At 57.3% G+C, this 26382-nt stretch carries 22 protein-coding genes; 20 read left to right on the top strand and 2 right to left on the bottom strand.

From position 1 onward, the window contains the following. Positions 1–2 precede the first annotated feature (2 nt). The gene (locus AC2EBU_RS09820) at positions 3–422 is read left to right on the top strand and encodes an organic hydroperoxide resistance protein (RefSeq protein ID WP_484610242.1); all 420 of its coding nucleotides are present in this window, start codon (positions 3–5) and stop codon (positions 420–422) included. A gap of 9 nt (positions 423–431) precedes the next feature. Here AC2EBU_RS09820 and AC2EBU_RS09815 read toward each other — a convergent pair whose 3' ends face one another. Beyond that, a complete protein-coding gene (locus AC2EBU_RS09815) occupies positions 432–872 on the bottom strand; it encodes a potassium channel family protein (protein ID WP_484610241.1) in 441 nt (146 codons plus the stop codon). Positions 873–982: 110 nt separating this feature from the next. On the opposite strand from AC2EBU_RS09815, the gene AC2EBU_RS09810 reads away from it, so the two are divergent. From AC2EBU_RS09810 to AC2EBU_RS09760, 11 genes are all read left to right on the top strand, one after another. Further along, on the top strand, positions 983–2026 hold the full coding sequence (locus AC2EBU_RS09810) for a serine/threonine protein kinase (protein ID WP_484610240.1): 1044 nt from the start codon (positions 983–985) through the stop codon (positions 2024–2026). A 398-nt stretch (positions 2027–2424) separates the two neighbouring features. Continuing rightward, positions 2425–2709, top strand: coding sequence for a type II toxin-antitoxin system HigB family toxin (locus AC2EBU_RS09805; protein WP_291552889.1), 285 nt, complete (start codon positions 2425–2427; stop codon positions 2707–2709). A 42-nt stretch (positions 2710–2751) separates the two neighbouring features. Continuing rightward, on the top strand, positions 2752–3966 hold the full coding sequence (locus tag AC2EBU_RS09800; protein ID WP_484610239.1) for an ImmA/IrrE family metallo-endopeptidase: 1215 nt from the start codon (positions 2752–2754) through the stop codon (positions 3964–3966). A 485-nt stretch (positions 3967–4451) separates the two neighbouring features. After that, positions 4452–4610: a hypothetical protein gene (locus tag AC2EBU_RS09795; RefSeq protein WP_484610238.1), complete on the top strand. Its 159-nt coding sequence runs from the start codon at positions 4452–4454 to the stop codon at positions 4608–4610. Positions 4611–4702: 92 nt separating this feature from the next. Beyond that, on the top strand, positions 4703–5071 hold the full coding sequence (locus AC2EBU_RS09790; RefSeq protein WP_484610237.1) for a C40 family peptidase: 369 nt from the start codon (positions 4703–4705) through the stop codon (positions 5069–5071). Positions 5072–5085: 14 nt separating this feature from the next. Then, on the top strand, positions 5086–5466 hold the full coding sequence (locus AC2EBU_RS09785) for a hypothetical protein (protein WP_484610236.1): 381 nt from the start codon (positions 5086–5088) through the stop codon (positions 5464–5466). 66 nt (positions 5467–5532) lie between these two features. Next, positions 5533–5994, top strand: coding sequence for a hypothetical protein (locus tag AC2EBU_RS09780; RefSeq protein WP_484610235.1), 462 nt, complete (start codon positions 5533–5535; stop codon positions 5992–5994). A gap of 61 nt (positions 5995–6055) precedes the next feature. Beyond that, positions 6056–7621 (top strand): recombinase family protein, encoded by a 1566-nt coding sequence (locus AC2EBU_RS09775; protein WP_484610234.1) that lies wholly within the window; start codon positions 6056–6058, stop codon positions 7619–7621. Continuing rightward, positions 7618–8514, top strand: coding sequence for a ParB/RepB/Spo0J family partition protein (locus AC2EBU_RS09770; RefSeq protein WP_484610233.1), 897 nt, complete (start codon positions 7618–7620; stop codon positions 8512–8514). Before AC2EBU_RS09775 ends, AC2EBU_RS09770 begins: the two co-directional genes overlap by 4 nt. A 1-nt stretch (position 8515) precedes the next feature. Continuing rightward, a complete protein-coding gene (locus tag AC2EBU_RS09765; RefSeq protein ID WP_484610232.1) occupies positions 8516–9397 on the top strand; it encodes a plasmid partitioning protein RepB C-terminal domain-containing protein in 882 nt (293 codons plus the stop codon). 4 nt (positions 9398–9401) lie between these two features. Next, positions 9402–10814 carry a YfjI family protein gene (locus AC2EBU_RS09760; RefSeq protein ID WP_484610231.1) on the top strand — a complete coding sequence of 471 codons (1413 nt, stop codon included), beginning with the start codon at positions 9402–9404 and terminating at the stop codon, positions 10812–10814. 183 nt (positions 10815–10997) lie between these two features. On the opposite strand, the gene AC2EBU_RS09755 is transcribed toward AC2EBU_RS09760, so the two are convergent. Next, positions 10998–11864: a restriction endonuclease gene (locus tag AC2EBU_RS09755; RefSeq protein ID WP_484610230.1), complete on the bottom strand. Its 867-nt coding sequence runs from the start codon at positions 11862–11864 to the stop codon at positions 10998–11000. Positions 11865–12236: 372 nt separating this feature from the next. Here AC2EBU_RS09755 and AC2EBU_RS09750 point away from each other — a divergent pair, with 372 nt between their 5' ends. Genes AC2EBU_RS09750 through AC2EBU_RS09715 form a run of 8 tightly spaced genes read left to right on the top strand, consistent with a single transcriptional unit; the run spans position 12237 to position 26377 of the window. Next, positions 12237–13118, top strand: a complete 882-nt coding sequence (locus AC2EBU_RS09750) for a helix-turn-helix transcriptional regulator (protein WP_484610229.1) — start codon at positions 12237–12239, stop codon at positions 13116–13118. Positions 13119–13132: 14 nt separating this feature from the next. Continuing rightward, complete coding sequence (locus tag AC2EBU_RS09745) at positions 13133–16660, top strand: helicase-related protein (RefSeq protein ID WP_484610228.1); 3528 nt, start codon at positions 13133–13135, stop codon at positions 16658–16660. 2 nt (positions 16661–16662) lie between these two features. Next, positions 16663–18027: an AAA family ATPase gene (locus AC2EBU_RS09740; RefSeq protein ID WP_484610227.1), complete on the top strand. Its 1365-nt coding sequence runs from the start codon at positions 16663–16665 to the stop codon at positions 18025–18027. Continuing rightward, positions 18024–18749: a retron system putative HNH endonuclease gene (locus AC2EBU_RS09735; protein WP_484610226.1), complete on the top strand. Its 726-nt coding sequence runs from the start codon at positions 18024–18026 to the stop codon at positions 18747–18749. The genes AC2EBU_RS09740 and AC2EBU_RS09735 overlap by 4 nt, the downstream gene beginning before the upstream one ends. Next, entirely contained in the window at positions 18746–21637 is a 2892-nt protein-coding gene (locus AC2EBU_RS09730) for a DUF1156 domain-containing protein (protein WP_484610225.1), read from the top strand. Before AC2EBU_RS09735 ends, AC2EBU_RS09730 begins: the two co-directional genes overlap by 4 nt. A 14-nt stretch (positions 21638–21651) precedes the next feature. Next, positions 21652–24498: an ATP-binding protein gene (locus tag AC2EBU_RS09725; RefSeq protein WP_484610570.1), complete on the top strand. Its 2847-nt coding sequence runs from the start codon at positions 21652–21654 to the stop codon at positions 24496–24498. Between the two features lie 11 nt (positions 24499–24509). Then, positions 24510–25595: a ComEC/Rec2 family competence protein gene (locus AC2EBU_RS09720; protein ID WP_484610224.1), complete on the top strand. Its 1086-nt coding sequence runs from the start codon at positions 24510–24512 to the stop codon at positions 25593–25595. Then, positions 25592–26377 carry a hypothetical protein gene (locus tag AC2EBU_RS09715; protein WP_484610223.1) on the top strand — a complete coding sequence of 262 codons (786 nt, stop codon included), beginning with the start codon at positions 25592–25594 and terminating at the stop codon, positions 26375–26377. Before AC2EBU_RS09720 ends, AC2EBU_RS09715 begins: the two co-directional genes overlap by 4 nt. Positions 26378–26382: the final 5 nt, after the last annotated feature.

The following is a 26382-nucleotide window of genomic DNA, read 5'->3' as shown; positions in this document are numbered from 1 at the left end:
CCATGCCCACCGCACTCGAAAAAGTTCTGTACACCGCCCGCGCACGAACCACCGGAGGCCGCGACGGCGCCTCCCGCACCGACGACGGACGCCTGGACATTCGCCTGTCCCCCCCCGGCACCGCAGGCACCGGAACCAACCCGGAGCAACTGTTTGCCGCAGGTTATTCAGCCTGTTTCATCGGCGCGCTGCGTGCCGTGGGCGGCGCGATGAAACTGACCATCCCCGCAGACGTGGCGATTGATGCGGAAGTGGATCTGGGCCCGACGCCGGGCGCCTATGGCATTGCTGTGCGGATGACCGTTTATCTGCCCGGCATGCCCCGCGAGCAGGCGCAGGCACTGGTCGATGCAGCCCACCGCGTCTGCCCTTACTCCAACGCCACGCGGGGCAACATCACGGTCGATCTGACCCTGGCGTAAACCATCGTCTCAGCCGGCGTCGCAGCCGCGGTCGCCGGCCCGCAGACGCTGCACATCCTGGTGCAATACCCGCACTTCCTGCCGCAGGGTCTGCAGTTCCCGCATCAGATCTTTTTCGATCTGGCGATCTTCCGCCTCGACTTCCTGTTCGACAAGAATGGCGGCCAGCGAAGCCGTAACCAGAGACAGGACGGCCAGCCCCAACAGCACCACCACAACGGAAAACGCCCGCGAAACCGGCGTAGACGGCACGATATCCCCGTAGCCGACGGTAGCCGCTGTGGTGAAAGCCAGCCAGAGACCGTCTTGGACCGTATGCACGCGGGGATCAAGCAACCAGAAACCGATCCCCCCGAGCGCGAGTATCCCCAGCGCCAGCGCGACCGAATAGAAAAGGCCCTGGCGCACCAGATGCCGACGCCGCCGACTCGCGGTTTTCTTGCTTTCCATGACCTCCGATTGTGCGCCCGCCGCCTTTCGGTCCCGCTTGACGGCGCGCAATGGCGCCCGCTCTGTCGCATGGCGGCTGTCCGCCTGCGACGCCGGGCGACAATCTGGCGATGAACAGAGCGCATGACCCGGACCGCAGCCCCCACCCCTACCAGGCCCTGACCCCCGATGTGGTGCTTGATGCCTTGGCCAGCGTTGGCCTGCTGGGTGACGGTCGCCTGACCGCTCTGGGCTCCTATGAGAACCGTGTCTACCAGGTGCCACTGGAGGCACCGCATGCAGGTCATTCGGTCGTCGTGGCCAAGTTTTACCGCCCCGGACGCTGGAGCGAGGCCGCGATTCGCGAGGAGCACGCCTTCGCTGGTGAACTGGCTGACGCCGAGGTTCCAGTTGTTGCGCCCTTGACCCTGGGTGAAAGCACCTTGCACTGGTGGAACGGTTTCTGGTTCAGCGTCAGTCCGTGGCGAGGCGGCCGACAACCGGAGCTGGACGATTACGACGTTCTGGAGTGGATCGGGCGCTTTCTCGCCCGTATTCATGAAGTTGGCGCCCGCGAGCCGTTCTCTGCACGCCCGACCCTGAACATCGCCGAATTTGCCATTGAGCCACGCAACTGGCTTCTGGGCCATGAGCTGGTTCCCGCCGATGTCAGAGCATGCTGGAGCACAGCTTGCGAAGAAGCTATCGCGTTGATAGCAAAAAGCAACGTTTCCATGCCGGGTACGAGTCGTTTCGACTCCGAAATTCGGCTGCACGGCGACTGCCACCCGGGAAACATCCTTTGGACCCCACACGATCGGCCCGGCGGCGGCCCGCACTTTGTCGATCTGGATGATGCCCGCATGGGCCCGGCAATCCAGGATCTGTGGATGTTGCTGTCGGGCGACCGCCAGCAACGAACCATCCAGCTGTCGATCCTGCTGGAAGGTTATGAGCAATTTCGACCGTTCAACCGACGGGAAATCGCTTTGATCGAACCGCTGCGAACGCTGCGCATCATCCACTACAGCGCCTGGCTGGCCCGGCGCTGGGAAGATCCGACCTTCCCGATCCATTTTCCGTGGTTTGGCTCATCGGACTACTGGCGTGGCCAGGTGCATCTGCTGCAGGAGCAAATCGAGGCGATGCAGGAGCCCCCTCTCGATTGCGGATGAGGCCGCTGCGACGCGAACGCCCCGGGCCACGGCAGCGGCGGGCCGAACAACGAAAAAGCCCAACCGAGAGGGGTTGGGCTTAAATAAGTGGTGGTGTAGTTCCCCTTTAGAGGAAACCGCCCTGCCGTAAAAGCAGGGAAACCATGGGTGTGATTGTACACCATGCGGAAGTCCGGGGAGAGTTCGGCTTCTACCGCGCACGCCCCACCTTCTCAGGGCTCCGGTCGGCTCGACTTCATCGGCAACCAGCTTCCTGCCAACCTATCGAACTTGCCCCGGGCGACTGTGACCTGGTCCGCCGACACGCACAAACTTCCCTCTCTTCACCCGGGTTGTTATTGACATTTCCCTTTTTGGGAAATACAATGCAGAGCTGAACATGCACACATCATCCCTACATGCGAATTCTGGGTTTGCCCATCCTCGAGGCGTTCAAAAAAGATCATGCAGCCTCGCGGGGGCCATTAGACGCGTGGCAGACGGATGTCGAGCGTGAGAACTGGAAAACACCCCATGACATCAAGCGTAGATACAGAAGCGCGGATTTCTTGGCCGACAACAGAGTCATCTTTGACATAAAGGGCAACTCATATCGGCTTGTGGTCAAAGTCCGATATCAGAACGGACTGGTGGTGGTTGAGTGGGTGGGAACACATGCCGAGTACGACAAGAAAAAGTTCTAGGCAGATGTGTGTAAGGCAAGCAAACAACAGGTGGAGATGGCGATGAATGTGAAGATCATCAAGAGTACGGAAGACTACGAAGCAGCGATGGCGCGCTTGTCTACACTCATGTCGCTCGATCCCAAGGCCAACTCCAAGGAAGAGAACGAGCTCGAACTGCTGGCCTTGGTCATCCAAGACTTCGAACGCCAAACCGTTCCCCCAGTCAAGGCCGACCCTATCGAGTCGATTCTTTTCCGGATGGATCAGATGCAGCTCTCCCGCAAGGATCTGATCCCTTACATCGGATCGATCTCCAAGGTCTCGGAGGTGCTGTCCCGCAAGCGCCCGCTATCCCTGCCCATGATCCGTCGACTCAACCAAGGTTTGGGCATCCCTGCTGACATCCTGATAGAAGATGTCGAAACGGACAGTTCGGTCGTCGACCAAGAGCCAGAGATGGATTTCACTCGTTTCCCGCTCAAGGAAATGCAGGAGCGGGGTTGCTTCGGAGATTTCGAAGGGAACGCACAGCGCCTCAAAGAATACGCCGAAGACTTAGTCAGAAAATTCATGCAAGACCTGCTACCCAAGCAAGTCAGCCCGGCTTTTCTGCGTGCCCCGATGCATCAACGTGGGGATCGTCAGGCCGATGAGATGGCCCTCCTGGCTTGGCGCATGTGCGTCTTGCGACAAGCGCGAGCCGTCAACGCGGTCAGGGAGTACAAACCCGGAACCATCACACCGGCCTGGTTGCGCGAACTGGTCAAACTCTCCACTTTCGATGAGGGTCCGAAACTTGCACGCGAGTACCTCGCCCGCCACGGCATCACGCTCGTCATCGAAAAGCACTTCAAACGCACCTTCCTCGATGGTGCTGCAATGCTCGACAACGATCGACCGATCGTCGCCTTGACCTTGCGACATGACCGATTCGACAACTTCTGGTTTGCCTTGCTCCACGAGTTGGCGCACGTTGCCAAGCATTTGACGGCCGAGGCACCAGTGTTCATTGATGATCTGGATCGCAGCAATCCCGAAAAGGTCGAAGCGGAAGCCGATGCCATGGCGGGAGAGGCGCTGGTTCCCGAAAAGAGCTGGCGCACCGCCAAAGTAAGGACAACGTTTCTGTCTGAAGACGCGATTGCTTTCGCCGACGAGATCGGCGTGCATCCAGCCATCGTGGCAGGACGCCTGCGTCACGAAGAGAACAACTTCCGTCTGCTCTCACACCTCATTGGCAAGACGGGACAGGTCAGCCAAATACTGGATCAATGAATAAAAGTCCCAAAAAGGGAAACAATCATTTGCATTGATCCTTTTTCGGGATTATCATAGAATCCACTTGCCAGTACGGAATCGAACTCGCTATCGAGTCAGTGACCGTGCTGGCAACACCAAAGAAAAAGGCCCTGAAGTGCTATCAACACTCCAGAGCCTTTGGTGAGGTGAATAGGGGGCTACCAAACCACCCATGCACATCATGTCTTGAACCGACAGCGGATTTTACCAGTTCGCGGTGTGCTGGCAAGCCCAAACCCCCTCAACTTTCATGAGGAGTTGGCCATGGCCTACCACCGATGGAGAAGCGTTTTCGTGCGCGCATACACCCGGTTCCGTTTCGGACGCCGGGAGGCTGTGTGCCAGCACTGGCGCTCGCATCCGGGTCAGATGCAATTGTTTGCCTGATCCATTTCTGAAGGGATTCAGCAGGACCTGACTCCCGTCTTTCTCTCTTTCCGCGAACTGATAAGGAAAATCTCATGTCCACAAAAAAACCGACGAACGAACATACCTCCGCCCGCGTGGCCTCGACCGCTGCCAAGTTGTTGAGCAATCCACGCACGCCTGCCTCCGTCAAATCCGTGGCGGCGTCGGCACTGACCCAAAAGGCCAGCGCCAGCAAGTCGAAAAGCAAGTAATCGCTGTTGCCACCCGATGCCTGCCTTGCGTGGACATCGGGTGGCACGGCGCTCTGCTCTGACACAGACAACAACGACATCAGGAGGTTTTCTTGTTCTTCAACACCCACCCCATCCGCATCATTTCTCGCCCCAAGCTGACTGGCTTGGGGGAACACTGGGGCGTTCAATTGCCCGACGGCAACGTCGCGCACCTGACCCCCGACGGCGAGCACGTCGTGAGCTTCACGGAGTTCGCACAAGGTCGCCCCATCAAGGAAATCCGGCGTGCCGCTCCCGAACAGCGGGCGCAGATCATGCAGCGGCTTTCCCAATCGCTGCAGCACCGGGGCCCCTACCGACTGGTGGACCGCAATTGCGAAATCTACGCCACGTGGCTGCTGGGTGAAAAACCCCGCAGCCCACAGGTGGAAGGCGTCGTTTTCTTGGGCCTGCTCGCCGCATTCCTGCGTTTCGCGTGACCTCGTCCACGCGCATGTCCAGGACGTCCCTGCAGCGTGTACTGAAACTGGGCACCTTCGTGGTCGGTCTGGGAGCGCTGCTCTATGGCGCGCTGTTTCTGGACTATCCCGATTGGGATGTGGGCGTGAGCGTGGTCATGTCCCTGACCACGCTGGCCACCGCCGAATGGTCTGTGGCGGTTCTCTGGGAACGGCGCTGGCGCTGGTTGCCTCTGGCGGTGTTCTGGACGTGGTTGTCCGTGGATGGCGTGTACTGGGCCTATTGGTCTCTGATCAGACCCGAAGTCATGATCCGGGAAGGGCAATGGCCAACGTCGTTGTGCCTGTATGCCTTGTGCGGAGTGATCTGGTACCGGCTGGTGCCGATGGTGGCCGACTGGAGAGTCCCCCGGTAAGGCGGGGTGCGCAGAAAAACCGGCCTGCCCACGGGTTCCCATACGAATTTTGTATGGAGCCCACCGATGACGACCAAGTACTGCGCACACTGCGGCCAAGCCTTCCAGCCCCGCCCCCAAGTCCAAAACCAAACCTACTGCTCGTTACCCGCCTGCCAACGGGAGCGCCGTAAAGCCTGGCAGCGGAAAAAGTTCCAAATCGACCCTTTCTACCGCGAAAACCGGAAGGACGCGCAGCGTGCCTGGCGAGAACGCAATCCGGACTACTCAAGCAACTACAGAGCCAGAAATCGGCAATACGCGGATCGAAACCGCGATCAGCAGCGCGCCAAGCCCCATGGGGTCGAGAGATTTGAACTCTCGAAGACAGACATGTCAATTTTGATGAACGGAATCCCCGCGGGCATCTATCGAATCCGCCCTGTTCCACTGAACCAACTTGCAAAGATGGACGCGTGGATTGTTGAGATTTCCCCAGTGTGCGGCGACTGCCCCTGCAAAACAGACGCTTGCAAAGATAGGACGTGATAGCCAAATGACCCGTCAGCCACTAACGTCCCACTCAAATGAACTCCAAGCGATCAGCGTCATGGCAACAGAAGAATCAAAAGATGATGGGTTGGACCCACCCGTCCAATTTCGGGCGGCCGAGTACGTTCGGATGTCTACCGAGCACCAGCAGTACTCCACCGAGAACCAGGCAGACAAGATCCGCGAATACGCCACACACCGTGGCATCCAAATCGTCAAGACCTACGCCGACGCTGGAAAAAGTGGTCTGCGCATAGACGGTCGGCAGGCCTTGCAGCAACTGATCCAGGATGTGGAATCAGGCGCCGCAGATTTTCAGCTCATCCTGGTCTATGACGTCAGCCGCTGGGGGCGCTTCCAGGATGCCGACGAATCAGCCTATTACGAGTACATCTGCAAGCGCAAGAACATCCAGGTTGCCTATGTTGCAGAACAGTTTGAAAACGACGGCTCGCCGGTGGCCACCATCGTCAAGGGCGTCAAGCGCGCCATGGCTGGTGAATACAGCCGTGAGCTGTCGGCGAAGGTGTTCGCTGGGCAGTGTCGGCTGATCGAGCTGGGTTTTCGCCAGGGCGGCCCGGCCGGATTTGGTCTGCGTCGAGTTCTTCTGGATCAGACCGGATCCGTCAAGTCGGAACTGGCACGCGGAGAGCACAAAAGCCTGCAGACCGACCGGGTGATCCTGATGCCCGGCCCAGACACCGAGGTACAAGTTGTGCTGCAAATCTACCGCTGGTTCACGGATGGCGGTCTGACCGAGTCAGAAATTGCATTTCGCCTCAACCAGCAAGGCATACAGACCGACCTTGGTCGCTGCTGGACACGTGCCACTGTTCGGGAAGTGTTGAGCAACGAGAAGTACATCGGCAACAACATCTACAACCGCCGGTCCTTCAAGCTGAAAAAACTCCGGGTGGTAAACACCCCGGATATGTGGATCAAAAGGGAAGGCGCGTTCGAGGCCATCGTGCCGCCGGAGATGTTCTATGTAGCCCAGGGCATCATCCGCGCCAGGGCGTACCGGTTCTCCAACGTCGAACTGATTGAACGCCTGCGATCGCTGTACCACGACCGTGGATTTTTGTCTGGTCTGATCATCGATGAGACCGAAGGGATGCCATCTGCATCGGCCTACATCCACAGATTTGGCAGCCTGATCCGCGCTTACCAGGAAGTAGGATTCACGCCCGACCGCGATTACCGGTATCTGGAAGCCAACCAGTTTCTGCGGCGTCTCCATCCACAAATCGTTGCACAGACGGAGAAGTCTATCGGTGATCTGGGCGGCGCCATTCAACGCGATCCCGCAACCGATCTTCTGCTGGTCAACAAGGAATTCACAGTTTCGCTGGTGTTAGCCCGCTGCCAAACCCATGACAACGGGCGCAACCGCTGGAAGGTTCGGTTTGACACCAGCTTGGCACCTGACATCACGGTCGCAGTGCGACTGAACCATGCCAACGATGCGCCCCTCGATTACTACCTCCTTCCGCGTCTGGATTTTGGGCTGCCGCGCATCAGCCTGGCCGATCGCAACGCCATAGAAATTGAGAGCTACCGCTTTGACAACCTGGACTATTTTTATGGCATGGCCCAACGCACCCGTATACGGAGAGCGTCATGACCAAGAAGCAGCCATCGGGCAACTTGCGCATGATCCCGGTCGACCGGATCGAGGTGCTCAACCCCCGAGACCGCAACAAGCAGGTGTTCGAGCAGATCGTTGAGAACATCAAAACCGTCGGCCTCAAGAAGCCAATCACCGTGACCCCACGCCCTGCAGATGACGGCGGTGAAAAGTACGTGCTCGTTTGTGGCGAGGGAAGGCTCAAGGCTTTCATGGCACTAGGTGAGACCACCATTGCGGCGCTGGTGGTTGATGTCAGCGATGAAGACGCCTTCATCATGAGCATGGTGGAAAACATTGCCCGTCGCAAGTCCAGCCCACTCGAACTTCTGGCTGGCATCCAGCAACTGGTGGCCAAAGGCTATGACAAGAAAACCATCGCCAAGAAGACCGGGTTGAGTGTCGACTATGTGCAGGGAATCATGCTGCTCATAAAAAATGGGGAAGAACGCCTCATGGTGGCGGTAGAGAGTGGCCGCATACCTCTCAATGCTGCGTTGGCCATTGTGGGTGCCGGAAACAGCAATGAGGCGGTCCAGGCGGCACTGCAGGAAGCATATGAATCAGGCATGCTGCGTGGCAAACAACTGATTCAAGCCCGCAGGATTATCGAAAAACGCCAGACCTATGGGCGCGCTTTAGGCCGTGGCACGCAACGCGTGGCAGTGGACATCACGGCCTCGAGCTTGGTCAGAACCTATCAAAAAGAAGTGGAGCGCCAAAAGCTGATGGTCAAAAAAGCAGGTGCCGCCCAGCAGCGCCTCTTATTTGTGATTGGCGCTTTGGGGCAACTTCTGACAAACGAGCACTTCACCACGCTGCTTCGGGCTGAGGGCTTGGACACCTTACCGACGTACCTGGCCGAGCGTGTGTGGCCGAAAGGAGCTTGAAATGGCACAACTGCCCCTCGCATTCCTGCTGGATCCACTGTCCATTCCGCTCGACCAAATTCTGCCCTCGCGCAAGGCGCTCTCCAGAATATTGACCACTCGCAAATTCATGCAAATCCAGGCCTCCATCAAGGCTGTCGGATTGATAGAGCCACTGACGGTGGGGCCAGCAGATAAGAAGACAGGGTATCGCGTCCTGCTCGACGGCCATCTGCGACTTCTGGCGCTCCGATCGCTGGAACACACCGAAGCACCGTGCCTGGAATCCACAGATGACGAAAGCTACACCTACAACACAAAAATCAACCGGCTGTCGTCCATTCAAGAACATGTGATGCTGTGCCGGGCGGTAGAGAAAGGTGTCACGGCGCAACGGCTGGCCGATGCTCTGGACCTCGACGTTTCCACTATTACCCGCAAGCTCAATCTGCTTGATGGCATCTGCGCGGAGGCAGTGTCACTGCTGAAAGATCAACAATTTGCGTCCGACCTTGGCTCCATCTTGAAGAAGATGAAGCCGATGCGCCAGGTGGAGTGTGTTGAATTGATGGTCGACGCAAACTGTGTCACCCTGGCTTATGCCAATGCACTGTATGCCGCGACTCCCGCCAGCCAACTGGTGGAGTCAGTCGTCGCAAAAAAGGTCGCCGGGGTGAGTCCAACACAGATGGCCAACATGGAGCGCGAGATGGGGAGCTTGCAAGAGCAATACAAACTTGCTGAACAGACCTTCAGCCAGGATGTTTTCAATTTGCTTCTTGCCAGTAAGTTCCTGGCCAAATGGCTGGAGAACGCCGAGATCGAGCGGTATCTGCAACAGAACTACCCCGAGATTCTGACGGAACTCAAATTCATCGTGGAATGCGAGTCGCTCGACGCATAGATGAATGCACAGCAGCAATTCTTTCGATTCGCCAGCACATGGCCTACGTGGCGAAACCTACACCCAGTCACCCCCCCGTGATGATCATATTGATGATGACTCGCCCGATTCCCATCGAAACGCACCGCTGCCAGATCCGGTCTGTCTTTACGGCCTGATTGGCGATGTGGCCAGGGCGGGCAGTGAAGGCACTGAAGCCAACCCCTATGCGATAGCGGCCAATTTCATGGCGTACTTGTCGTGCGCCATCGGCCGAGGGCCGTACCTGCCAGTTGGCAACACCTGGCACCATGCCCGACTTTATGTTCTACACATCGGCCGCTCTGGTCGTGGTCGCAAAGGGGATGCAGTTTCGTTGATCAACCGCCTGGATGCCGCATTGCGTCAACTGCGGGAAGCTGCCGCACCGCCAGTCCACCGGGGTGGCCTCTCCAGCCGGGAGGGGTTGGTCTCACTGTTTCATGACGGCTACAAACAGGGCAAGCAGGAAGTTCCTGCCATTCTGGACAAGCGACTGTGGGTGGTCGAGTCGGAATTTGCCAATGTTCTGCACCAGGGGCGGCGTGAAGGCAACACTTTGTCGGCGGCACTGCGCGATTGCTGGGATGGCGTTTGCCTGAAACCAGCCACCAAATCCAACCGCCTGTATGCAAGTCATCCCCACCTGTGTCTGAGCGGTGCGATTTCGCCCAGTGAGCTTCTGGCATTGATGCGCGCACGTGAACTGACGAACGGCTTTGCCAACCGATTCTTGATGCTTTGGGCTGAGCGGGAGAAAGTCGTGCCGTTTCCGAATGCAACGCCCCAGGAAACGGTGGACATGTTGGCGGCCAGAATGCTCAGCGTTCTAGATTTTGTTCAGGCAGAGCGTGTCACGGAGCGCGATCACATGCGGATTGAACTTACTGCACGGGCGCAAGGCATTTATTCCCAGTTGTATCAGGGGGAGCTGATTGACGACTGTGGCGGTGAGCGTGTCACGGCTTTGCTAGAACGACGGGCTCCGATGTTGCTTCGCTTAGCCATGATTTTTGCACTGTGCGATCTGCAAACGCGAATTGACGTGCAACACATCCAGGCCGCCATGGGTTGGATTCGCCATGGTGTCGAATCAGTCAAATTCGTCTTTGTTAAAGCCACGGACGCAGCAGACTCGGTGCGCACCGGTGTGGCGGTCAAGAAAATCGTCGATTTTTTGCAGGCTAGAGGAACGGCAACCCGATGGCAAATCACCACAGAGTGCTTTCAGGGGCATGCATCAAAGGCCACCATTGATGCGGCCATCGAAAGGCTGCTGCTAGCCTCGCCGCCACAACTCACTGTTCAACTCGAACCGCGAATTCGGGGTGCGCGTGGGCGTCAGACCAACATCTACGCTTTGTCGGTTGGCAGGCCTGTTTCCGAATTCGAAAGGTAGTCACAGATCAACCGCACGCGAGATACTTCGCATTCTTCGCAGCAGCGGCGGAGAATTATTCAGATACAAGCTGTTGAATTGAAAGGAAAATTTATTCTTCGCATACTTCGCAGCAAATGTTAGAACCTTATTGCCACCCTCGGTCGGCTGGCGACCAGCAATCTAGACGCGCTGTGGAGCAGCTCACTCGATGGAGATGACACCTCTGCATTTTGGAAATGCGGTACAGCCCCAAAATGCACCGCCAGCATTGGAGCCCTGTTTGGCAATTCGCTTCACCATAGACCCACCACACCTTGGACAACACGGCTCCTTGCTCCCGACTGTGGGTGTCACCGTTGCCGTGGTATTCGTCTTTCCGCTTATCTCTGCCGACCTTGTGGCACGCGCGCGCTCAACCATTGCCGCCAGCGCCTGTCCATCAATCAGGTCAATATTGCGTCCTTCAGCAAATGCTTTTGCATCCGCCGTAAAAATGCCAGAAGTGACAACGAAGCCGCCTGTTGCACCCTCTGCAGACATGACACCGAACAGCTCCCGCACCACATTTACGGACACTTTATAGGCCCGCCATTGCTTGCATTGGACCAAAAAGACTTCACGGCCTCTTGTGAGTTTCAGATCGATACCTCCGTCGGCACCACCCCCGCCCGTTTCGGTGACCGAATAGCCTTGCAGCCGGAATGCTTCTCCCACCAATAACTCAAAGTCACGCCACGACATGCCGCGCAGAGCTTCACCGGGCTTGCCTGTCGCAGCGGCTTCAATCAACCCTGCGCGTTTACGCCGGCCTAAATATGAAGCGACTGCCCCCGCCAAAAGTAGGAAGGGAACGATGTATTGGCCGATTGAAGCTAGCGTCTTGGCAACTTGACCAACGACCATTTGTCCCATCTGACCAGGTACAGCTGCCGTTGCCACCTCAGCCGTCGCATACCTGTGCAACACAAAATACACGATGCCTGCCAAGCCTGTTCCGGCCCACCAAGGCAACAGCGCTGCCACTTCAAACACCAGTGCCAGTGCACCGCCGTCATTTTTTCGTGCCATTTTTTTCTCCCTACTTTGGTGGCCTATTTTCACATCGACCGTAAGTGGCAGACAAAAGAAAACCCAGTGATTTGAAGTCTGGTTTTGAAAGGTCGTTGGAGGCTTCGTGCTCAGGGTGGAAATGCTTATCGCCCCACGAAGCATGGGCGTTCACTGCCCAACAGTCGAATGCCAGTTCGAATCCCGATTTCGCTATCGAACCAATACCCCGAGCAAGAATCCCGTTGCCATACGACTTGCCCAAACATGGTGCATCGCGAAATCATCATCATTAAGCGACAGACTTTGATTTAATATGCGCTGCTTGACGTAGCTTATTGAGTCGTATAAACTCCGCTAAACAATACCGATAGACCGTTCGAGCAAGCCCAAATGTCCAGCGATCAACTTTCAGAGATGACTCAATCGCAACGCGACCGCCTCGCGTTCCTTGAGTTGCGCCTGCGTTTTGTAGGGGAATTTCGCCGCCAGGACTTGGTGGAAAGGTTTGGCATCCAGGCTGCAGCAGCAACCCGCGACATTGGTCAGTACAAAGAGCTCGGCCCTCGCAACCTTGATTACGACACCAAGCGCAAGGTTTATGTGCGCGCCGATTGGTTTCGCCCGGTGTTCGACTTTGCAGCAAGTCGCGTCCTTACATGGCTGTCGCAGGGCTTTGGCGATGGCGAGCCGATGCGTGTCCGCCAATTGGTGGCGTGCGAAGGTTCGGAGTTGTCGATCAATCTCGATCTAGAGATGTTGTCGGTGCTGACTCGCGCCATTCACAAAAAAGCAGCGGTCGAGATTTCTTATCGCGCACTGTCCAGCGGATTGACCACACGGGAGATCGTCCCTTTCGCCTTGGCCGACAACGGGCAACGTTGGCACGTTCGCGCTTTCGACCGGCGCAGCGGTGACTTCCGCGATTTTGTATTGACTCGAATTGCTGACGCCAGATCGGTCGCCGGTGTCGTGCAAGAGCATGAGACCTCCGATCAAGACATTCAGTGGAACCGGATCGCGGAGATTGAACTGGTTCCTCACCCGGCCAACGTACAGCACCCCGACACCATCGAAGCCGAGTACGGCATGGAAAACGGCGCGCTGCGGATGCGTGTGCGCGCGGCAATGGCCGGATACCTGATGCGCCGCTGGAACGTGGACTGCACTGAAGACCACAGTCTCAAGGGTGCCGAGTACCACCTCTGGCTGCGTAATCGCCAAGCGCTTTATGGCGTGACCAACCTCGTGCTTGCACCAGGGTACGAGGCTTAGGAGAAGGCTTACAAATGCTAAAACTAGAAGACATCAAGAAAAACGCAGCCATCTCCGGTATCGAGCCCGGGCATGTGGTGCGCATCGTCACCACTGAGCCTGTTGGCGACAACGCCCTCACCGTCTACTACAAGACGGCGGACGGCAAGCTTCTGGAACGGATGCTGTTCCGCAGCGACGAGGTGAAGTTGTCACTGGCGGAAGCTGGCCGCCCCTGGGCGTTTGATGCGCCGGGCGAAGAATTCAAACTGGCGGCGGAAGCCTACCGGATCAATCTAGCCCATCTGTTCGATCCGATGATGGCCGTCCACACATCCAACGTGGAGCCGCTGCCGCACCAGATCACTGCCGTTTACGAATCGATGCTGCCGCGCCAGCCCCTCCGATACGTGCTGGCAGATGACCCGGGCGCGGGCAAAACCATCATGGCCGGGCTGTTCATCCGCGAACTGTTGATGCGTGCCGATGCCAAGCGCATCCTGATTGTTGCGCCGGGCAGTCTGGTCGAACAGTGGCAGGACGAAATGTTCGAGAAGTTCGGCCTGTCTTTCACGTTGTTTTCCCGCGAGCAGGTTGAGCAGTCACGCGGAGGTAACCCCTTCGACGACATCGACCTGATGGTCGCACGGGTAGATCAACTCTCCCGCAACGAAGATCTCCAAGAAAAGCTGCGACTCTCTCATTGGGATCTGATCGTTGTCGATGAAGCGCACAAACTGTCGGCCAGTTACTTCGGCAACAAGGTCAACAAGACCAAGCGCTTTCAATTGGGCGAACTGCTGGGCTCGATCACGCGGCACTTCCTGCTGATGACCGCCACGCCGCACAACGGCAAGGAAGAAGACTTCCAGTTGTTTATGTCCTTGCTCGACTCCGACCGCTTCTATGGCAAGTTCCGCGACGGCGCGCACAAGGTCGACGTCACCGATTTGATGCGCCGCACAGTCAAAGAAGAGATGCTGCGCTTCGATGGAACCAAACTGTTCCCTGATCGCCGCGCCATCACCGCCAACTACAAACTCTCTGATCCGGAAGCCGCGCTTTATGCAGCGGTCACTGACTACGTCAAAGAGGAAATGAACAGGGCAGATCAACTGGATGGCCAGCGCAAAGGCAACGTCGGCTTCGCACTGACATCCCTGCAGCGTCGCTTGGCATCCAGTCCCGAAGCGATTTACCAATCGCTCAAACGCCGGTGCAACAAACTCAAGCGCCGGGTTGAAGATGAAAAACTGCGCAATCGCGGCCAAACGCTGGCTGAAACGCTCAACGTCAATGGCGCTCCAGAAGATATCTGGGAGTCAGCCGACGCCATGTCGCCCGACGACTACGAGAACTTCGAAGAGTCCGTAGTCGACCAAGCGACCGCCGCGCAAACCATTCAGGAGCTCGAGGCCGAAATCATCATCCTTGATGGCCTTGAAGAGCAGGCAAAGCAAGTTGTCCATTCCGGCCAGGATCGCAAGTGGGACGAACTGTCCAACCTGCTGCAGTCGCCAACTATGCGCGAAGAAAGTGGCCGCCAGCGCAAGCTGATCATCTTCACCGAGCATCGCGATACCTTGAATTACCTTGCAGTCAAGATTCGCGGCCTGATCGGCAACGAAGAAGCCGTCACGATGATTCACGGTGGCATCAAGCGCGAAGAGCGCCGTAAGGTGCAAGAGCTGTTCCGCAACGACCCGGCCACACGCGTGCTGCTGGCCACCGATGCCGCAGGCGAAGGCGTCAACCTGCAAAACGCAAACCTGATGGTCAACTACGACCTGCCCTGGAATCCAAACCGCCTCGAACAGCGCTTTGGCCGCATCCACCGCATTGGCCAAACCGAAGTCTGCCACCTGTGGAACATGGTCGCCGCCGAAACTCGTGAGGGCGATGTTTTTCAACGTCTGTTCGAGAAACTGGAAGTCGAGCGCGAAGCCTTGGGTGGCCGCGTGTTCGATATCCTCGGCGAAGTGTTTGAGGACAAAAGCCTCAAAGACCTGCTGATCGAAGCGATCCGCTACGGCGAAGACCCTGAAGTCCGCTCGCGCCTGCTGCGTAAGATTGAAGGTGCGCTCGATACCGCCCACCTTGAAAACATCATCAAGCGCAACGCGCTATGCGAAGAGGTGATGAGCACCGAGCGCCTGTTTGCTGTCAAGGAAGAAATGGAAAAGGCCGAGGCCCGCAAGCTGCAGCCCTACTTCATCCGTTCCTTCTTCAATCAGGCCTTCCAGCAACTCGGCGGCGAACTGCGTCCGCGCGAGCAAGGCCGCTACGAGATCACCCACGTTCCGGCAAACATCCGCGAACGCGACCGCCAAATCACTGGGCGTGACCGCCGCAACGCCGACACGGTTCTGCGTCGCTACGAACGCGTTTGCTTCGAGAAGCAATTCGTCCGACTGATCGAACGTGTGGGTGCGCCGATGGCCAGCCTGATGCACCCCGGCCACCCGCTGATGCAATCGGTGACTGACCTCGTGTTGGAGCAGCATCGAAACAAACTAAAGCAAGGCACCGTACTGGTCGACCCCAGCGACATGGGCATCACCCCAAAGGTGATGTTCATCATCGATCACTCAGTGCGAGAAGGTGCAGATCCCGCCCATGTCGTTTCGCGTCGGATGCAGTTTGTTGAGATCGATCCGCAAGGCAACACCATCAATGCTGGCTGGGCCCCTCACTTGGATATGGAATCCATCAGCAAGGCCGATCTGGCTTTGATTCAGGACGTGTTCGAAGCACCGTGGCTCAACGGCACAGACGCGCAAAACCTCGAGCAGGTTGCGCTGGCGCACGCTTCCACCCATCTCGTGCCTGAGCACTTCGACGAGGTGCGTAATCGCCGCGAGAAAAATGTCGACAAGACCCTGGCCGCCGTTCACGAGCGCTTGGTCAAAGAGATCAACTACTGGTCAGACCGTTACATCAAGCTGCAAGACGACATTGCCGCAGGCAAAGACGTGCGGCTGTCGCTCGAAAATGTCCGCCGCACTATTGACGACCTTACAGCCCGCCGCGAGTCGCGCGAAAAAGAACTGCTGGCCATGCGCCACGTTATCTCGGCAACGCCCGTTGTTGCCGGTGGTGCCTTGGTGATTCCAGCAGGCCTGCTGGCTCAGCGCACAGGCCAACCGGGCTGGACCGCAGATGCTGACGCCCGCGCCCGGGTTGAGTGGGCTGCCATGAACGCCGTGATGGCTGCCGAGCGTGCCCTTGGTCACGAGGTCATCGACGTATCGGCGCAAAAGTGCGGTTGGGATGTGACCAGCCTACCAAAAGCGATTGACGGCAAGCTGCCACCATCGCGCCACATCGAGGTCAAGGGCCGTGTCAAAGGCAGCAGCACGGTCACCGTTACCCGCAACGAAATCCTCTACGGGCTAAACCAGCAGGACAAATTCATTCTAGCCATCGTCATGGTGGATGGCGAACAGCACGAAGGGCCGTTTTATGTGACCAAGCCTTTCACACAAGAACCGGATTGGGCGGTCACCAGTATCAACTTAGACCTTGAACAACTATTGGCTCGATCAGCACTACCAGGAGGATAAACATGAAGCTCGAACGACTACATCTAAAAAATTTCCGATGCTTCGATGAATTGAGTATCGACTTTGGCCAGCGCCTCACAGTCATCATTGCCGAGAACGGTGCTGGTAAAACAGCGATCTTGGACGCAATTGCAATCGGATTTGGTCGCTATCTGACTAAATTGCCTGGGGTGTCTGGGAGAACCGCTAAAGAGACCGACCTGCGTGTCACGCAAGGGGAGCGGCGCGAGCCGTTCATGATGCTCGCTTGGGAAGCTCGCACGCGAGAAGACGCTTCGCTCGCATGGGCTGGCGGTCGAAAGCGAGATGGCACGGTGAATGCGTCGGCGATCAAGAAACTACTTTCTGAAGAGCAAGCAGCCCTTTTGGGACGTGGATTGAAAGATCTGGATGAGTTCACTCTCGGACTCGTTCAAGCCGAATCCGAACAACAGGCGTACTTTCTTCCTGTCATTGCCTACTACGGCACCAACCGCGCTATCCGCGAGGAGGTGCAACGCCGCCGTGGCTTCAAGAAAAACTTCTCCCGGTTTGATGCTTTGGCTGGTGCGCTGGAACCAGATTCACGTTTTCGAGCTGCATTCGAGTGGTTCAACGCGATGGAAGACGCCGAACGCCGTGAGCGTGAAACTCGCCGCGATTTCGACTATCAACATCCCGAGCTGCGGGCAGTGCGTGGAGCCATCGTTCGTCTGCTCCCGGTCGGATTCAGCAAACCACGCACCGAAATCCGTCCGCTGCGTTTTGTCATTGATCGCCTGGCACCTGACGGCACCACTCGTACGTTGCGTATCAGCCAACTCAGCGATGGCTACCGCGTGGTACTTGGGCTGACTATGGATTTCGCCCGCCGCTTGGCGCAAGCAAACAGTCGGATGGCGATTGATGGCATGCAGATCATGAATCCTCTCGATCTCCCTGCCATCGCCCTGATCGATGAGGTTGATTTGCACCTACACCCATCGTGGCAGCAACGCGTGCTAACTGATCTGATGCAAACCTTCCGCAACACCCAGTTCATCGTTACGACACACAGCCCGCAGGTTCTCAGCACAGTCAAGCGCGAAAACATCCGGGTCATAGGCCCCGATGCCAGTGGGAAAATCATTGCAGCACCTCCTTTGGCCATGACCTACGGTGAGCCCAGTGGCGACGTGCTGCACAGCGTGATGATGGTTGACCCGCAACCACCCGTCAGCGAAAAAGCCGACCTGCAGCGCCTAACCGAGTGGGTTGATCAAGGCAACTATCAAAGCTCAGATGCAACGCAGTTGATGCAAACCCTGGTTGCCGCGTTGGGTGCGCAACACCCGCAATTGCAACGACTGCAACGCAGCATCCAGCGGCAGGAGGCTCTGAAGCAATGAGGGCCATTACCAAACAAGGCAACGGTGGCTATCATCTCAATCAGTCACACGCCAACCCGCCTACTACGCCGCAGCAGGCCACCAGTCGCTGGAGCAGTTTCAGTCACAAAGCAGCTATCCAGCAATCCATTCTCAACGAGCAGTATCAACTGTGCTGCTATAGCGAAATGCGGTCTGATGAAGAAGGCTTGGGCTACCACATCGAACATGTAGAGAATAAAAGTCAGAACCCGGCACGCACCTTCGACTACAACAATCTTGCCGCAAGCGCGCTCGACAGCACCAATGACCTATCCGCGTTCAAAGCCCAGGGACATGAAGTTTTTGGTGGCCATGCACCCGGCAAACGAGATTCGGTTGACTTGGCTCGCTTTGTCTCTTGCCATCAACCGGATTGCCGACGCTATTTCGCCTACTTGTCCGATGGCCGTGTAGTGCCTGCGGGCAATCTGAATGCGCAAGAGCAAGACCGGGCGCAATACACCATTGACCTACTCAACCTCAACAGCCCCTACCTGATCACCTACAGGCGGCAGTGGTGGGATGAGCTCGATCAGCTTTTTCAAGAGCACCAAACCAAAGGCTGGAGCCTGCCCGATCTGGCTAGCATTGACTTGCTGCCGCGCAATCAGCGCCTCAGCCGTTTCTTCAGTCTGACACGCCAGTTCTTCGGCCAGCTTGCCGAACACACCTTGCAGCAGCACGCCCCAGGACTCGTATGACCAACATCAAAACACCTAAAAAACTTATCGAAGTCGCGCTGCCGCTCGATGCCATCAATGTTGCGTGCGCGCGCGAGAAATCAATCCGCCACGGCCACCCCAGCACCCTGCACCTGTGGTGGGCGCGCCGCCCGCTGGCAGCAGCACGGGCAGTGATCTTTGCGCAGATGGTCAACGACCCTGGCTACCAGCAGGGAGGCGGCTTTAAGTACGGTGTGAACAAGGAAAAGGCTATCATCGAGCGCGAGCGGTTGTTCAAGATCATTGAAGATCTCGTGCAATGGGAGAACACCAACAACGAGGAGGTGCTGGAACGCGCCCGAGTCGAAATCCGCCGTTCGTGGCGCGAGGTCTGCGAGCTGAACAAGGGCCACCCGCAGGCAGCCCAACTGTTCAACCCCGACAAACTGCCCGCCTTTCACGATCCATTTGCTGGCGGCGGTGCGCTGCCGCTGGAGGCACAGCGTCTGGGCTTGGAGAGCTACGCATCCGACCTCAACCCCGTGGCCGTCACCATCAACAAGGCCATGATCGAAATCCCACCGCGTTTTGCCGGTCGCACTCCAGTGGGGCCTCGCGTACCGGGCGACAAGCAGGGTAAGTTGAGCGAGGACTGGTCTGGCGCGCAGGGTTTAGCCGAGGACGTGCGTCGCTACGGGGCGTGGATGCGCGCCGAGGCCGAAAAGCGCATTGGCCATCTGTATCCCAAGGTCGAGATCACAGCCGAGATCGTAAAGGAGCGGCCTGACCTGAAAGCCCTGCTTGGCCAGAAGCTCACGGTCATCGCATGGCTGTGGGCGCGCACGGTAAAAAGCCCCAACCCCGCATTTTCCGAAGTTGAGATTCCGCTGGTGGCGTCATTTGTGCTGGCAACTAAGCCAGGGAAGGAAGCGTACGTTCAACCGGCAGTCGATGGCCAAAGATACCGGTTTACCGTCAAGATGGGGCACCCTCCAGAAAATGCGAAAAGAGGCACCAAAGTTCCTGGCAAAGGCTCCGGCTTCATGTGCATTGTCTCGAACAGTCCTGTCGGCGGCAACTACGTCAAGGCGGAAGCGCAGGCGGGTCGAATGAAGGCCAGGCTCATGACAGTAGTTGCTGAGGGCCCACGCGGGCGGATATATCTCGACCCGGACACCGCACAAGAGGCACTTGCACTCTCCGCGACCCCAGAGTGGGAACCCACGCAGGAGTTGGTTGGGAAAGCGCGTGACCAGATGCCGCTTTACGGCATGACCACGTTTGGCAGCATCTTCACGCGCAGGCAGTTGGTTGGACTCACTACATTCGCGGACTTGATTGCGATAGTTAAGAGCCGAGTCGAGGCCGACGCGGTGCGGGCAGGCATGCGGACCGGGGAAGATAGTCTTGAAAGTGGCGGTGCTGGTGCCGACGCATACGCAGATGCTGTAGCAATGTTCTTGGCGTTTGGTGTTGACAAGATGGCTAACTATCTGTCGTCCCTTTGCACCTGGCACTCAGGTGCCAAGTACGAGACCGTCACTAGTGCGTTCGGAAGACAGGCGCTGCCAATGACTTGGGACTTCGCCGAAGCGAACGTCTTTTCCGATTCCTCTGGCGGCTGGATTGGTGGAGTGCAATGGATATCGAAGGTCATTGAGAACCTCAGTGGTCGCGTATCTGGACGAGTGATTCAGCACGATGCGGCGCTAGTCCAGGACTTCGTTCCATACCCTGTGGTTTCAACGGACCCACCGTACTACAACAACATCGGGTATGCCGACCTGTCCGACTTCTTCTATGTTTGGCTACGGCGCAGCCTAAAGCCCATCTTCTCCGGCCTATACGCAACGCTCGCAACACCTAAGGCAACTGAGCTTGTTGCGACCCCGACACGACATGGCAGTCGGGAGCAGGCTGATGCCTTCTTTCTTGAGGGCATGACCCAAGCCATACGGAACTTGGCCACACAGGCACATCCGGCCTTCCCAGTGACCATCTACTACGCAGTAAAGCAGTCCGAAACAAGTGACAACGACGGGACATCAAGTGCTGGCTGGGACACATTCTTGGAGGCCGTCACGCGCGCCGGTTTCAGCATTACTGGAACGTGGCCAATGCGTACAGAGTTGGTCGGCAATCTAAAGAAGGTGATAAACGCGCTTGCCTCAAGCATCGTCCTCGTTTGCCGCAAGCGCGATGCGGACGCCCCCTCAGTCAGCCGCCGCGAGTTCATCCGTGAACTCAACTCTGTGCTGCCCGAGGCGCTAGACGAGATGACGCGCGGCGGTGTTAATTCCCCGGTCGCGCCGGTGGACTTGTCGCAAGCCATTATCGGCCCAGGCATGGCGATTTTCAGCCAGTACGCCGCCGTGCTGGAAGCGGACGGCAAACCCATGAGTGTGCGTACCGCGCTTCAGCTCATCAATCGCTTCTTCGCCGAAGATGATTTCGATCACGACACCCAGTTCTGTCTGCACTGGTTTGAAACTCAAGGTTGGGCCACTGGCAAGTTTGGCGACGCCGATGTGCTTGCCCGTGCCAAAGGCACCAGTGTTGGTGGCCTTCAAGATGCCGGGGTGATTGAGAGTAGTGCAGGCAGCTTGCGCCTTCTACGCTGGGCAGAGCTACCTAAAGACTGGTCGCCCGAGGGCGATGCCCGTACCCCCGTATGGGAGGCCTTGCATCAGCTAATCCGAGCGCTGAACCAAGACGGCGAGTCTGCTGCGGGCGTATTGCTTGCGCGAATGCCCGCCCGTGCCGAACCGATGCGTGCGCTGGCCTATCGCCTCTACACCCTGTGCGAACGCAAGGGCTGGGCAGAGGAGGCACGCGCCTACAACGAGTTGGTCACTGCATGGTCGAGCATTGAACAGGCGTCTGTCGACGCGGGCATTATCGGCTCGCAAACAAAACTCGATATCTGATTGGGGAGATGAAGATGACTCTAAAACCTTGGCGTGAAATCGCCGTTCCGCATGAAGATGTCCTGAAGGGCACATTCCAGCAAGCTGAGTTCGCAGCTGATTTGTCGCGCGTCCACGACGGCACGGCAACGGCGGAATACCAGAACCCTGCGTTGTTCTTCCAACGCACCTTCATCACCGAGGGTATGCGTTTGCTGCTCGATTCCGTGGTGAAGCGATTGTCCGGCCAGGGGGGCGACCCAGTCATACAGTTGCAAACCGCATTCGGCGGCGGCAAGACCCACACGATGCTGGCGGTCTATCACCTTGCGAAAGGCGAAGCGCAAGCCAGTGACCTGCCGGGTGTGCCCGCCATTCTCGATGCTGCTGGCGTGACTGAACTACCCCGCGCACGGGTTGCTGTGTTAGACGGCATCAAGTCATCGCCTAACCAGCCGGTGACGCGTCAGGACGGCGATGTAAAGCAATCTGTGCGCACCCTTTGGGGCGATCTGGCATGGCAACTCGGAAAAGCCGAGGGCTACGCCCTGGTGGCAGATGCGGATTCTTCTGGCACTTCCCCCGGCAAGGCCGTGCTCGAAACACTGCTCAGTCGCTATGCGCCGTGCGTGATCCTGATCGACGAGTTGGTCGCCTACGTACGCCAGTTTGAAGAGGGAAAGACACTGACCGGTGGCAGCTTCGATTCCAACCTGAGCTTTGTGCAGGCGCTGACCGAAGCACTGAAAGCCGTCCCGACCGCTGTGTTGTTGGCTTCGCTGCCAGAGTCGGACAAGGAGGCAGGTAGCCAACGCGGCGTGAAGGCACTCGCGGCGCTGGCACACTACTTCGGTCGCATTCAGGCGTTGTGGAAACCGGTAGGTACCGAGGAGGCGTTCGAGATCGTCCGTCGTCGTCTGTTTAGCAGCATCAACGACAAGCTGGCGGCGGAAACGGTGTGCCGTGCCTTTGCTGATTACTACACGGCAAACAGCGACGACTTCCCGCGCGAAACGCAGGAGAGCCGGTATTTCGACCGATTGATGCACGCCTATCCAATTCACCCCGAGGTGTTTGACCGTTTGTATGAAGACTGGTCGTCGCTCGACAACTTCCAGCGTACCCGTGGTGTGTTGAAGTTGATGGCCAAGGTCATTCACCGGCTTTGGGACAAAAACGATAAAGACCCATTGATCATGCCGGGTAGCCTTCCGCTTGACGATGCAAATACCCGCAACGAGGTGATTTACTACCTGCCGCAAGGCTGGGACCCGGTCGTCGAACGCGATATCGATGGCGAGCGTGCCGAAACCACCGAGATTGAAAACAAAGATACGCGCCTTGGTAGCGTACAGGCCTGCCGCCGCTCGGCTCGCGCCGTATTTCTCGGTAGCGCGCCGACCACGGCGAACCAGATGGTTCGAGGCCTCGAACTGGAACGCATTGTTTTGGGCGTGGCACAACCGGGCCAGCAGGTCGGCATTTACAAGGACGCGCTGCGTCGCTTGAGCGACCGCCTCCACTATCTGAACAGCGGCAACAACCGCTTCTGGTTCGATACCCGCCCGAACCTGCGCCGGGAAATGGAAGAGCGCAAACGCCGCTTCCAGGACAAGGAAGATGTGTTTCCGGCCATCCGTGATCGTGTGCAGAAGAGTTTTGCCACCGGCGTGTTTGGCGGCATCCACGTCTTCACGGCCAGCGGCGATGTTCCCGATGACTGGCAGCTACGTCTCGTTGTGCTGCCGCCTGACGCTGCGTTTAGCCGCAGTGGTCAGAGCCTTGCCATCGAGCGCGCGACCGAGATATTGAAGGCGCGTGGCGATCAGCCGCGTTTCAAGCTGAATCGGTTGATTTTCCTTGCCGCCGACTATGACAGCGTGAGCCGTCTCAAGGATCAGGTGCGGTCAACCTTGGCGTGGCAATCCATCGTTAGCGACATCAAGGAGATGAAGCTCAACCTCGACCAGTTTCAGTCCCGGCAGGCGAGCAAGAGCTTTGAGGATGCGAACGATGCCCTGCGCCGCATGATCCGTGAAACCTACAAGTGGATGGTTGCGCCAATGCAGGAGGCCCGTCCCGGCAAGGGGCTATCCGAAATTCAGTGGGAGCATTTCCAGGTCAATCCGGGCGCGCAGAACCTGTCGCAGGAAATTGAGCGCGTGCTGAAGGAAAATGAACTCCTGATTACCGAGTGGGCTCCCGTCCATTTGACCAAGGTGCTGAAAGACTGGTTCTGGAAGGACGATAGCAAAGACACTAGCGCGCTCAACGTGTGGCAACAAAGTTGCCAGCAGCTTTATCTGCCCCGAATTAAGGACGATACGGCGTTTCAACACACGATGGCGGTTGGCGCAGAAAGCCGGGATTTCTTCGGCTTCGCACAAGGCAAAGAAGGTGACCGCTACGTGGGATTCAGCTTCGGCAAGCGCACATCACTGTTCCTTGATTCGTCACTGCTGCTGATCGAGCCGGTCGCCGCTGCCGCTTATTTGGCAACTGAGACGGAGGCGCAGAAAGCCGCCGACGAAGCCGCACGGCCAAAGTCCACTGACCAGACAAACAATCCCACCGGAGACTGGCCGCCGCGTGTCGAAGATTCGGCCAAGCCGACCTACCCAACCGGTGGTGGCAGTGCGCCGCAGGCCGTCAAGAAGCAGTTCTACGGCAGCATCGAACTCGATGCCATTCAGGCCAAAAAGCAGTTCGCAGATCTCGTTGACGAAGTGATCATGCAATTCACTGCTCGCCCCGGCGTAAAGGTGAAGATCGCCATCGAAATTCAGGCCGAGTCAGCAACAGGTTTTGACGACGGCTTGCAGCGCGCTGTGAAGGAGAACTGCAATGTGCTTCGATTCAAAAATTCCGAGTTCGAAGAGTAAGGGAGAGAAACATGGCTGGATATGGCTACGAGGTTGATTTTCTTCCGGTCGGAAACGGCGACAAGAGCGGCGATGCAATTGTTCTTCGTTACGGTGAGCCGGGTAATTACAAAGTGATGGTTGTGGATGGCGGGACGAAAGAGTCCGGCCAGAAGCTGGTTGATCACATCAAGTCACATTACGGGACGACACACGTCGACTACGTGGTCAACACACATCCAGACGCAGATCACGCATCAGGGCTTGAGGTGGTTCTTGACCAGATGACCGTTGGTGAGGTGTGGGTACATCGGCCGTGGGAGTATGCCGAAGAAATCCGGCACTGGTTCAAGGACGGCAGGATCACCGACGAGAGTTTGGCCGCGCGACTGAAAGATCTTCTGTCGCACGCTTACCGGCTGGAGGAACTCGCCGATGAGAAAGGCATTCCAGTTTATGAACCTTACGCCGGTGCCAAGATTGGCGATTTCTATGTGTTGTCGCCCAGCCAAAATTGGTACTTGGAACTCGTCCCACAGTTCAACAAGACACCTGAAGCACGCAGCACCAGCATGGCTGAAGCAATGAAGAGTTTCGGTCTTCGCGCTCTGGAAAAGGTGGCTGCATGGGCTGATGAACACTGGCATATAGAAACGTTGTCCGAGGATGGCGAAACCTCCTGCGAGAACGAAAGTAGTGTGGTTTTGTATGGGAATTTGGATGGGCGCGGCGTGCTGCTGACCGGCGATGCAGGTATTCAGGCGCTTGGAAAGGCAACTGACTACGCGTCTGATCTTGGCTTCGACCTGATCACGAGCAAGTTCATTCAGGTGCCGCATCACGGCAGTCGCAATAATGTCTCGCCGAGCATTTTGAATCGCTTTGTCGGCCCGAAAGTTGGCGAGGGGGCGGCAATGACGAAGACTGCGTTTGTCTCAGCATCGAAGGACTCGGAAGTGCATCCCCGCAAGGTCGTAACTAATGCGTTCCTGCGGCGTGGTGCGAATGTGCATCAAACGAAGGGCGAGTCGAAGCGGCATTCCCACAACATGCCAGCCCGGGAAGGTTGGACTGCGTCTACACCCATTCCTTTTCACGCTCAGGTTGAGGGAGATTGAAGCAGATGATCGGAAGCTTTCTTGACCCCTATGATCGTAAGGCTCGGCTCTATCCGGCATTGCTGGTAATGCTCGTGCCGGTTGTCGCGTTGACCTTGGTCGCCCCGATTTTTTCAAGTCAACTTGCGGGACTGGCTTCACTGGCAGTGGCGCTTGGTGGGTTAATGCTGCTCAGTTCTCTTGGGCGCGAGTGGGGAAAGCGAAAGGAACCGCAACTATTTCAGGAGTGGGGAGGAACGCCGACAACATTGATGCTCTTGCGCGCGTCAACCAGCTTGGATCATGTCACTCTTGACCGGTACAAGAGAATTCTCGAGGTGAAGATTGCGGGTTTGACTTTCCTTGAGTTGGCTGATGAAGAGTCCCAACGACCGAAGGCTGCGGCAATTTGCGAATCTGCCGTGAAATGGCTGCGCGAAGCCACACGAGATTCGAAGAAGTTCGCTTTGATCTTCGCTGAAAACACCAACTACGGTTTCCGCAGAAACCTTTTGGGTGTGCGACCACTAGCCATTGTGATGTGTTTGCTGACGTTATTGGCTACAGCACTTCACGCGTGGATGGGTGGTGCCGCGAATCTGTCGGCAATTTCAGGTCAGTCTTGGGCTTCTGCTGCCGTCGCGTGCGTTGGTATTGTGGTGTGGGGCGGTGTGGTGAATGCTGAATTCGTCAAAACGACCGCTTTCGCATACGCAACTGCCCTGCTCGCTGCCTGCGATTCACCACATATCGAAGCGGAGAAACCGAAGGCGCGCAAAGCATCTGCAGCGAAGAAGAGCTGACCCGG

The sequence above is a fragment of the Curvibacter sp. T50 genome (assembly GCF_057219955.1).
Note: the sequence above shows the minus strand (reverse complement) of the source record. Positions and strands in the feature narration are given on the sequence as shown.